This is a genomic window from Microcystis sp. LE18-22.4A (assembly GCF_027531105.1).
Taxonomy (GTDB): domain Bacteria; phylum Cyanobacteriota; class Cyanobacteriia; order Cyanobacteriales; family Microcystaceae; genus Microcystis; species Microcystis aeruginosa.
In genome coordinates this window covers 1-9,666 of the sequence record NZ_JAPZRB010000170.1, presented here as the reverse complement: position 1 = coordinate 9,666, position 9,666 = coordinate 1, and the positions used below count along the sequence as shown (strand labels likewise).

Sequence of the window (9,666 nt, the reverse complement as noted above, 5' to 3'; positions counted from 1 at the left end):
CCAAGCTTTTCTGGTCGGAACCCCCTAAGCCGAGTTTTCAAGGTGCTGCGCCGTCCACTTGGTTTTCGAGACTGGCCTTTTAATTCTAACGTAAAGCCAACCTAGAACGGCGGGGTTTCAGACCCAAAATTTCCGATGAGGAGCTTTTTGCCTGACTGACGGACATATTTTCAACACAATAAGTGGTCGTGCCCAATTAATTTCCTAAACCTTGACGAGGAATTCTGTAAACTTCGATCAAAAGCCGCGTAAATTCTGTATTTTCTCTGGAAGTCTTAGATATAGCTTTTAAAATTGTGATCGTAGCGGTAGGCTAATTCAGATCAATTAAACTTCTTCCTCACTCCCGACTTTGTTAGTACCATGAAACCTAACTCTGGCCGTAAACGGTTATTATCCCTGATATCTGCCGTTTCTTGTAGTTCCCTCTTGATTTTATCCCCTCTAGCCCAGAGAGCGCAAGCAGACGATATTACGGATGCCTTAGAAGCGGTAATTGAATATACGGCTCAATTACACCAGATCAATTTTAAGTATTTGTTAAGCGATGGCCCGATAACCACTCCCTGCGGCGTAATTTCCCTAGCGGCTTTCTGCACTGTAGATAATACAGTCTATGTCAATCTCAAGCAAGTTACTGGTATTAGCGATAATCCTTTATTTCCCCTTTACGCCGTCGCTCACGAGGCCGCTCACGCTGTTCAGTGGAATCGGGGTATTGGTGGCATCGATGAAGGTGGGATGAGCATCGGCATTGAATTACAGGCCGATTGTCTAGCGGGAGATACCCTTTCTTGGTTATTTACCGAAGCTAGAGGTTTATCCAAACAGGATTATATAATAGCGGGAAAACTTCTAGCGGAAGCCGCTTCGGAAGTGGGCGATTTTGAAGCTCCTAATCGCTCCCACGGGACACCGCAACAGCGAGGTGATTCGGTCTTGCAAGGATTCTACGGGGAAAATCATGAAGCTTGTATGCGTTAACTAACACTCAAGGCTATATTTCCCCTAGAATGCCTAAAAAAGCCTAAAAAACTACTGTAACCCTAACCAAGATAACAGACCTTGGCCAGTTAGATACTCGATCAACAGGGTGATCACAAAACCAATCATAGCAGCCCTACCGTTGAGGCGCTCGGCATAGTCATTAAAGCCAAATTTGGGATCTTCTAATTTGGGGGTTTGAGTCGGTTGTGGTTCAGTCATAATCTTTACAGGCTCTTTACATTTCTTTACTATTCTAGCGGAGTTAGAACTTAGGTTGTAACTAATTTCTAACTCCTCCCTATTTGCCCTAATCTCGACCGTTAAGGGCGATTAAAAGGCGCAGAATAAAGATAAATAGGTTGATATAGGTCAAATACATCGATAAAGCAGCGCTGAGATACTGCTCATCTCTGTAGGTACGGGGCAAGATGTAAAAGTCCACCACTGCCGAGCCGGCAAACAAGAAAACCCCGATGCCAGAAATGGCGATTTCTAACCAGGTGGGAGTAGCACCACCAAAGATAGAGAAAATTAGCTGACCAATGAGAACAATAAAGAGAGCGAGAATACCGATGCTAACGGTTTGAGTCAGGGCTAAACCATCTTTTTCCGACAGATTCGAGCCGATATTCCGTCCCAACACAAAAGCAATGCCGCAACCGAGGGCAGCAATTGCTACTCCTCGCAAACCGACACCGGAAGTACCTAAGGCCACATAGACGATTCCACTGAGAGTATAGCCAGAAAGAAGGCTATAGAGAGTCAGTAGGGGCAGAGCAGTGCCTGTATTGCCTCTTTCGGCAGTATTACGGGCGACAAAAAATAAAATAATCTCGGCAACCAGGGCGACAAAGAAAGTCGGGAAGAAAATCTGGGGATAGGATTGGATCACACCTAAACCGCCATAGGTTCCCACCGCAGTCAAAATTAGACCGCCACCGAGATAGGGCAGGGCCTTGGGGATAACATTAGGGCCGATAAGAGCTTGGCTTTTAGCCTCGCGTAAAGCTTGACGAAAGTTACTGGTATTACTCATGGTTACTAGGATTCGAGATACTTGTCTCAATCAATCTTGTTAAACAGAAACTATTCTTGATTAGTTCGTCAAGAATGCCGAATCGCAGGGAAGAAAAAAAAGTAATTTTTCCCCCAGCATCGATTCCCTCTTGATTGTAACGAAAAGACTAGGGATCTAGCTAGAAGCCACAGTTTTCTCCCCTCTTGACCTTTTAAGTTACCGTAAACAGAAGCCCGATTCAAGGCGATAATGTCCCGTAAACTGAATATTTCCTGTTTTTACTAACTACAATCTTCAGAGTATCCCCTGACCTAAAGCCAAACCTGTCACCAACATTCCTAACACTAGAAAAGGCTGGGCGCTGGCTTGATATTTGACATCATTTTTGAGCGGATCCCGCAGAAAATACATATCTTGGAAAGTGATCTGAGGGATAATTAATAACAGTAAAATAGCGGCATAAAGATTCTGATGAATACTAATCAGATAACCCGCAATTCCTGCTTGAAAAACATCGATCATAATCACGCAAATCCAAGCCGAGGTGGTAATTCCAAACATAACTGGCAAGGATTTTAAGCCTAATTTTTCGTCACCTTCCACACTTTTAAAGTCGTTAACTACAGCAATGCCTAACCCCGCTAGACTATAGATAAGGGTTAAGATCATAATTGTCCAATTTAACTGACCAAAAAGGGCGTGACCAGCCCACCAAGGTAATGCTATATAACTAGCACCGAGGGCATAATTTCCCAGCCAACCATTTTGTTTTAATTTTAAAGGTGGCGCTGAATAAATATAGGCGATAAAAGAACCAAATAGGGTTAAACAGAGCATGATCGGGAAATCATGACCGGCCCAGCGATCGAGAAGATAAGCTATTCCTAACCCACCCGCTAATAAAACCAAAATCTGGCCGACTACTTGCGGAATAGAAATTGCCCCCGAAGGAATCGGGCGATAGGGTTCATTAATTGCATCGATTTCTCGATCGTAAAAATCATTTAAAGTTTGGGTATAACCAGTCATCAATGGACCGGAAAGTAACATACAGGTGGCCGCTTTTAAGACATCTTCTAAAGACCAAGTATAATTCCCCGATGAAGCAGCCCCACAGACAACCCCCCAAATTAGGGGAATCCAAGTGATCGGCTTCATCAATTGTAAGCGGATTTTCCAGAGGGAGGTTTCTGCCGATGAGGCCCCTTTCATGCCCAATAACTGGCGAGTTTTTGCGCCTCGATTATCCTTGTTTTCTATCTCGGTGTTCGACATAATCCCTTAAAAAGAAATAATTAAGTAACCGTCTTGGAATTTTGCCCCTTTTACCGCTCGTCCGGTTAGAGGCGGTGGTACATCAATATTACGCCGTTGCTCCCCCGCTTCGATGGTTAATTCTGGACCCGATTGCGTCAGTTTTACCTGTTTTTTCTCGAATCCGGGTAAATAAACCTTGACCTGACCGACTGCCGTATCGATTATTAACGGTTTGGGCGGCTGCACCGTGAGAAAATTGGGTAACTCGGCGATTAACTCCTGCCAATCTTCTCCTTGACGGTCCGGTAAAATCGCCGCCGGCAGCGGGGCAAAATCCTCCGTGGCACTCTGACAGCGATTAAAAATCACTCCCCCCACATTTAAACCGATTTGCTGCGCCGCACCCCAAAGATATTTGGCATCTGCGATCGCAAGTGGATCATCATTGGTGACTAGATAGGCTAAAACTCGCCGAGGATCGGCTAAAGCCGAGCGCCCCTCGTCTAAAATGTTATTATCGGCCTTCTTCCCCAAACCATCGGGATTAAAGGAGAAATTCAGCACGGCAGCGGCGATCGGTTGGAAAAAGGGAGAAAGGGTGCGACCAATCTCGGAATCACTGAAAACCTGCCGAAAACGCCGTAAATACCAGCCACCTACCTCTGGAATACCCAACATTCTCAGGCTGTTGATATCTCCGCTGCCGTCGTAGATGATGACATCGTAATTTCCGCTTTTATCCTGTTCCCGCAGGAAATTTAAAGCTAGAGCTTGATCCATTCCGGGTAAAATGCCCAACTCTTGACCATAAACATTTTTCAAGGTGGGAGAACGCAAATACTGCTTTTCCAGTTCCTTGACTTCTTCCCAACTTTTTTCTAGTAACTGTGTACTACTAAGCTGCACAACCGAGAGATTGGGGGCAATTTCCGTAATGGAGGAGCTAGGGGAGGCCTTGAGGAGTAATCCCCAAGCAGGACCGGAATCTTGACCGATCAAGAGAACTTTTGACCCCAGACCAGCCATTTTCTTCGCCGAAGCGATCGCTATCGTACTGCGACCGCTGCCCCCCTTGCCCAAAAAGGTCAAAATTAAGGACATAGTTAATTCCTAAGCGTTATATTTAGATGAGTTTGAGTTCATCCTCAAAAAACCAAGTAGCGGTCTTATCATCGAACTGGACAACAGCACCAACACCGCTGCCATCGGTCATCTTAAAATTTTTGATGACACCCACTTTACCCAATTTACCCGCTACATCCGAGTTAACGCGGTCTCTTAAGCGACAGACCTTGACTTTTTGCCCGATTTCCATTACTTCCACAGTTTTAATAAGACGATAATTCAATAAACCAATCCTAAGTTTAATATAAATTCGTGTCAGATAAACCCCCCAATGCTCTTCAGTTATCGGTCTTTCTCAGATCATCTGCACTTAGCGATCATATATACTAAGCAATCGGCCAAAATCAACCTCCTGGTTAGGATAGGCAATAGGCAATAGGCAATAGGCAATAGGCAAGAGGTAAGCCGCCCCGATGTCGGGGGGATTGGGGGGGTAAGAGGCAAGAGGTAGTTAGATATGTGCAATTAATTGTGTCTAGCTACTCAAAAAAAAGGGTTTTATTTGGTTTCTGGGGCAGGATTTTGGAGATTTTCTATTTGTTCTCTTTGCTTGCGTTTAAACTCCTCGGCCGCTTCGTTGATATTATTGAGGGTGTCTTCCTGAAATTCCGCTCCGTCCCGGCTACGACGAAAATTACTATTATGAATCAAGTCTAAAGGATTAAAACCACCGAGATCATCCCTGCCATCGGAACTACGTTCATTTTTTTGATAATCTGGCTGACTGGGGTTCAAGCTTTGAGCTAACACTTGCGGACTAAAATCAGCCCCGACCAATAAAATAGTAGCTAGGAATAAAGACGATTTGATCAACATTTTTTGAGTATTCATAATCTGACTAACTCCTCAGAAAATTAAGTGGGTAGGTGTTAAAAGTTGTCAGCCCCCCCTTATCAAGGGGGGCAGGGGCAATCAGAGGCAAAATCTATCTTCAATTTAATTATAACTACTTACTTGTCTAGTTTTTGGTGGTGAGAAAGTTGCAGGCTTTTCAGTGAAAGTAAACTGATAACTGATAACTGATAACTGATAACTGATAACTGATTTAAGCAAAACGACGACGAAGTAAGGGCTGAATTGCCAAAAGGATTAGCAGATCGAAAGCTAAGAGCAGGCCTAAAACTGTCAAGAAATTGAGGTCAAGCCAAGGGGTTTGTAAGACTATGCTATCAAAAGACCAGTGCTGATTGAAATAAATATAACGGATCGGTTCGATCGCATAGGTAAGAGGGTTGAGACTAGCGATTACTTGTAACCAATCTGCCATAAAGTTTAAGGGAGCGAGGGCGGTACTGGCAAATAAAAGCGGTAAATTGGTGACGAAAATGACGGCGATTAATTCGATATGTCCGGGGAGAGCAAAGGTTAAACTGAGACTTAAGGCAGTCATACCCAAAACTATTAGGAAAACAATCAAAGCGATCGCACCTAATCCAGCTAAACTGGGCAATCCTGCCCCTAAAAAGGCACTAGCGGCCACGATCGAGGCGGTTTGGATGAAACTGAGAGCGATAATATAGATGGTAGAAGCGGCCACGATCGAGTAACGAGTGGTTAAAGGCGCTACCAAGAGACGGTTAAGAAAGCCAAATTCTCGATCGAACATTACCGGTAAACCGGCATTTAAGGCCCCAGAAAAAGCGGTAAAGACAATCACCCCGGGGGCGAGAAATTTAGCATAACTGAGATCGTTGCCGAATAGACCCTGGGGAGCCTTATAAAACAATGCCCCGAATAAAATCAGCCACATAAAGGGCTGAATTACCCCCGCGATTAGGGTTGAAGGACGACGTTGTAATTGGATGAACAGACGTTTAGTCATGGCCAGAGTTTCTTGCAGAAATTCCCCTAGCACATTTCCCCCATCGTCCACCGTTGCTGCTCTAGTGGGATTGGGGGCTAAACTAGCTTTTAAGGAAGAAGGTGTGATGGTTTGGCTCATGAAATATTTACCTCTAATGCAGTCTCAACGAGTAATTTGGATAGTCAACAGTTTATAAGTGATCAGATGGCTCTCTTGGGGTTCTGGTGATCGGCAAATCCTCTCGAAGAAAAGGCTGACACCCTACCACTTCTCCAATATACAAGGGGCGTAAGCCCTGGGGGAGAAGAATGTAAATATTTATTAAATTGTAGCTTTTGATACAATGTGGGGGGGGGAGTGTGTATTTTGTCTTTGAGCATTCGCTTGTCATTGTTTTGGGTTGCCCTATCGCTTAACCCAAATCTAAATGTCACGCACTCAAATCATTTACCATTAACCCTTTGTTATGAAATTACAACTCGGCATTGTCTGTGCCGGGGTTGCCCTGGCAACTCTGGGAACCAGTGCGGCACAAGCTGCTTTGGTGGTCGTACCCCCCGGCTTGAATCCGGGCGACCAGTATCGTTTGGTGTTTGTTACTGACGGCACACGGGATGCAACAAGCTCCGACATCGACGACTACAATAACTTTGTGACCAATGAGGTAACAGGAAGCCCTCTTGCTACGGCTTTAACAGCGGCAGGATTTACTCCGAGTGCGATCACTTGGAAGGCGATCGGTTCTACGGATTCAGTCGCTGCCCGTGATAATACAGGTACTAATCCATCGAGTACGGGTGTTCCGATCTATCTCATAGATGGCAACCGGGTTGCCAACAATAATGCCGATCTCTGGGATGGCAGCATATTAACCGGCATTGATCGCACTCCCCAAGAATCCGTAGGTTTCTTTTTCGTATGGTCTGGAACCTCGGATGATGGTACGGTCAGTGCTTGGGGAGGGGCGCTCGGGTCTAATGTCACTATCGTCGGTGTTGCGGGCGCTTTCCTGGGGTCAGGGTGGATCAACGAATCCGTTAAGTCAGGTTCTGAAGTATACCAGTTCTATGGAATCTCAACCGTACTGACAGTTCCGACTCCAGCAGTCACTGTCCCCGAACCCTCTAGCCTTCTTGGTTTTATCACCCTGGGCGGTTTAATGTTAGGGGGTGCTGTCCGCAAAAGCAGAAAATAATGCCCCAGGGAGAGGAGACGCGGGTTTCCTCTCTCTTTTTTTGGGGTAGTTTGTTTAATTCCTGGTTCCAAGGCTCTGCCTTGGAACCAAACATTTAGGCTCTGCCTAAATTTAAAAGTCAATCTGAGGAATAGTTTCAGTATCTATCCCTAATTCCCGCAATCGTGCCGCTAGTTGTTCTGCTCGTTGTTTAGCCGCAGAAGCCTCTTGTTTCGCCGCAATTAACTCCTCATCGGCAAGGGGAATTAACTCTCCCTCCAGCGTCAACCAGCGTAACCATAGCCGCTCAATTCCCCGATAGGAACCTTGCCACAAACCCAAGCTCAATTCTAGTTGAGGAATCGGTAAGCGTCCCTCCACTAAAGTCACGGGTTGGTAACGACCGCCTACCAGTTCAAACGCTTGAAGTTGGTTAGTATAGCGGCTAAAAACTACATAGTAGGGAACCTGCAAAATCTGTTCATAAACTGTCCACTTAGTTGGCGGTTCTTCTGGTTGGCGTAGTTCTTCTCCTAAATCTTGATTTTCCGTACCTGGAGACAATAATTCCACCACAATCGCAGGGGAAACCCCTTCCTGCCAAATCACATAACTTAAGCGCAGGTCATGGCCATCGTAGAGACGAGGAATACCGACCACCCCAAACCAATCGGGACGCTTGTACCATTGAGGGTGTCTGACATCGTAGTAAAGGTTAAGGTCAGCGGCGCTAAAAACTAGCTCTGGTTCCCAGTTGGGAGGCTGGAAAGTCAGCAGTAATAACTGAGGTTGTAATAGGTGAAATTCGTCAGGCAAACCGGGTTCAAGTGGATTATCACTAGGTAAATCGTACATCGTCGGCAGGGATTGCCGGGGGGAAAGGGAAGGGTCAGATTGGGGAATGGTGAAGGTAGGTGTAGTCATTTCAGTTATCAGTTATCAGTTATCAGTTACCACTCAGACCTCTCAAACATTGTAACTGTGATTACTGTAGCGGCGTAAGCCCTGGGGGGGAGGAATGTAAATATTTATTAAATTGTAGCTTTTGATACAATGCGGGGGGGGGTAAGTGTGTATGCTGCTTTTCAAACCCTATTCGTGTTTAATTCTAAAATTGACATCCTCGCCGCCGTAAAACGGACGGCGATTCCCAAACCTCACGATTTAGGTTTCTGCTTCTTTCCCGAAGGATTTTTCGCACCTGCCTTAACAGATTTACTCTGTTCTGGTCATCAGGTCGCTCGACAGACTGACACCGCAAGCCCTGCGGCCAAAATATTTTTACTTGCGTTAATATCTCGGTCATGGTGTGTTCCACAGATTGGACAGTCCCATTCTCGAATATTTAACGGCATTTTCTCAGCAATATGCCCGCAATTACTACACCTTTTAGAACTGGGAAACCATCTATCTATTTCGATGTAATTTCTTCCATACCAACGGCATTTATAGGCTAATTGTCGGGTGATTTCTCCCCAGCTAACGTCAGATATTGCCTGAGATAATTTCGGGTTTTTGACCATATTCTTGACGGCTAAATTCTCAACCACAATCGTTTGGTTTTTACGAACTAATTGAGTGGTTAGCTTATGTAAATGGTCTTTTCTGCTATCGGTGATTTGAGCCTGAATTCTGGCTACTTTGATTCTCGCTTTTTCTCGATTCTTTGAGTCTTTCTGTTTTCTAGAAAGATTTTTTTGTGCTTTTCGCAACCTCCGATAATGCTTTTTAAAATACTTGGGATTAGATACTTTGTCACCATCGCTGGTAATCACAAGGCTACTAATTCCTAAGTCAATTCCGATGGCTTTATCTATTACTGGTAATGGCTTAATTGTTGGGTCATCAAATCTAATTGAAATATGCCAACGTCCTGATGGATGTAATCTGACTGTTACTGTGCTTGGTTCACAGCTTTCTGGGATTTGTCTTGACCATCGAATAGGTAAAGGTTCTGTGCATTTGGCTAAATAGATTTGTTTGTCTTTAAATTTAAAGGCTGATTTGGTAAATTCGGCACTTCCTCCCTGATGTTTTTTCTTAAAGTTAGGATACTTAGTACGACCAGCAAAGAAATTAGTGAAAGCTGTTTGTAGGTGTCTTAACCCATGTTGTAAGGGTACACAGCTAACTTCGTTTAAAAAGTCTAATTCTTCTTGTTTTTTCCAATCGGTCAACATTGAAGAAGTTTGAGCGTAGCCTACTCTTTCTTGCTTTTCGTACCAAGCTTGTGTTCGTTCGTGGAGAGCTTTGTTGTAAACTAATCTTACACAGCCCAATGTGCGCCGCAATAGCGACTCT

The 9,666-nt window shown here is 44.7% G+C and carries 10 protein-coding genes and 1 pseudogene; 2 read left to right on the top strand and 9 right to left on the bottom strand.

Translation table 11 applies throughout. From position 1 onward, the window contains the following. Positions 1-363: 363 nt before the first annotated feature. Entirely contained in the window at positions 364-984 is a 621-nt protein-coding gene (locus tag O9295_RS07680) for a hypothetical protein (RefSeq protein ID WP_002796853.1), read from the top strand. Positions 985-1,035: 51 nt separating this feature from the next. Here the strand turns inward: O9295_RS07680 and O9295_RS07675 are convergent, their stop codons facing one another. From O9295_RS07675 to O9295_RS07645, 7 genes are all read right to left on the bottom strand, one after another. Continuing rightward, entirely contained in the window at positions 1,036-1,206 is a 171-nt protein-coding gene (locus O9295_RS07675) for a CAB/ELIP/HLIP family chlorophyll-binding protein (RefSeq protein WP_002742489.1), read from the bottom strand. 88 nt (positions 1,207-1,294) lie between these two features. Beyond that, positions 1,295-2,023 carry a Bax inhibitor-1/YccA family protein gene (locus tag O9295_RS07670; protein WP_043996014.1) on the bottom strand — a complete coding sequence of 243 codons (729 nt, stop codon included), beginning with the start codon at positions 2,021-2,023 and terminating at the stop codon, positions 1,295-1,297. A gap of 276 nt (positions 2,024-2,299) precedes the next feature. Continuing rightward, positions 2,300-3,280: a chlorophyll synthase ChlG gene (chlG, locus tag O9295_RS07665; protein ID WP_125732609.1), complete on the bottom strand. Its 981-nt coding sequence runs from the start codon at positions 3,278-3,280 to the stop codon at positions 2,300-2,302. A 6-nt stretch (positions 3,281-3,286) separates the two neighbouring features. Further along, positions 3,287-4,363 carry a Get3/ArsA fold putative tail anchor-mediating ATPase NosAFP gene (locus O9295_RS07660; protein WP_288032563.1) on the bottom strand — a complete coding sequence of 359 codons (1,077 nt, stop codon included), beginning with the start codon at positions 4,361-4,363 and terminating at the stop codon, positions 3,287-3,289. 22 nt (positions 4,364-4,385) lie between these two features. After that, entirely contained in the window at positions 4,386-4,577 is a 192-nt protein-coding gene (gene petP, locus O9295_RS07655) for a cytochrome b6f subunit PetP (RefSeq protein WP_002742483.1), read from the bottom strand. Between the two features lie 308 nt (positions 4,578-4,885). Then, a complete protein-coding gene (locus tag O9295_RS07650; RefSeq protein ID WP_147072214.1) occupies positions 4,886-5,218 on the bottom strand; it encodes a hypothetical protein in 333 nt (110 codons plus the stop codon). 214 nt (positions 5,219-5,432) lie between these two features. Beyond that, entirely contained in the window at positions 5,433-6,329 is an 897-nt protein-coding gene (locus O9295_RS07645; RefSeq protein ID WP_002799574.1) for an ABC transporter permease, read from the bottom strand. Positions 6,330-6,657: 328 nt separating this feature from the next. Here O9295_RS07645 and O9295_RS07640 point away from each other — a divergent pair, with 328 nt between their 5' ends. Beyond that, positions 6,658-7,386 (top strand): PEP-CTERM sorting domain-containing protein, encoded by a 729-nt coding sequence (locus tag O9295_RS07640; RefSeq protein WP_288032562.1) that lies wholly within the window; start codon positions 6,658-6,660, stop codon positions 7,384-7,386. 111 nt (positions 7,387-7,497) lie between these two features. Here the strand turns inward: O9295_RS07640 and O9295_RS07635 are convergent, their stop codons facing one another. After that, on the bottom strand, positions 7,498-8,289 hold the full coding sequence (locus O9295_RS07635; protein ID WP_288032561.1) for a Uma2 family endonuclease: 792 nt from the start codon (positions 8,287-8,289) through the stop codon (positions 7,498-7,500). A 233-nt stretch (positions 8,290-8,522) separates the two neighbouring features. Continuing rightward, positions 8,523-9,666, bottom strand: a pseudogene (locus tag O9295_RS07630) (RNA-guided endonuclease InsQ/TnpB family protein); the annotation flags it as partial.

Excerpts from the sequence above, each read along its gene's own strand:
- O9295_RS07645 (WP_002799574.1), bottom strand. The coding sequence starts at position 6,329 with ATGAGCCAAACCATCACACCTTCTTCCTTAAAAGCTAGTTTAGCCCCC.
- petP (WP_002742483.1), bottom strand. The coding sequence starts at position 4,577 with ATGGAAATCGGGCAAAAAGTCAAGGTCTGTCGCTTAAGAGACCGCGTT.
- chlG (WP_125732609.1), bottom strand. The coding sequence starts at position 3,280 with ATGTCGAACACCGAGATAGAAAACAAGGATAATCGAGGCGCAAAAACT.
- O9295_RS07640 (WP_288032562.1), top strand. The coding sequence starts at position 6,658 with ATGAAATTACAACTCGGCATTGTCTGTGCCGGGGTTGCCCTGGCAACT.
- O9295_RS07670 (WP_043996014.1), bottom strand. The coding sequence starts at position 2,023 with ATGAGTAATACCAGTAACTTTCGTCAAGCTTTACGCGAGGCTAAAAGC.
- O9295_RS07650 (WP_147072214.1), bottom strand. The coding sequence starts at position 5,218 with ATGAATACTCAAAAAATGTTGATCAAATCGTCTTTATTCCTAGCTACT.
- O9295_RS07675 (WP_002742489.1), bottom strand. The coding sequence starts at position 1,206 with ATGACTGAACCACAACCGACTCAAACCCCCAAATTAGAAGATCCCAAA.
- O9295_RS07680 (WP_002796853.1), top strand. The coding sequence starts at position 364 with ATGAAACCTAACTCTGGCCGTAAACGGTTATTATCCCTGATATCTGCC.
- O9295_RS07635 (WP_288032561.1), bottom strand. The coding sequence starts at position 8,289 with ATGACTACACCTACCTTCACCATTCCCCAATCTGACCCTTCCCTTTCC.
- O9295_RS07660 (WP_288032563.1), bottom strand. The coding sequence starts at position 4,363 with ATGTCCTTAATTTTGACCTTTTTGGGCAAGGGGGGCAGCGGTCGCAGT.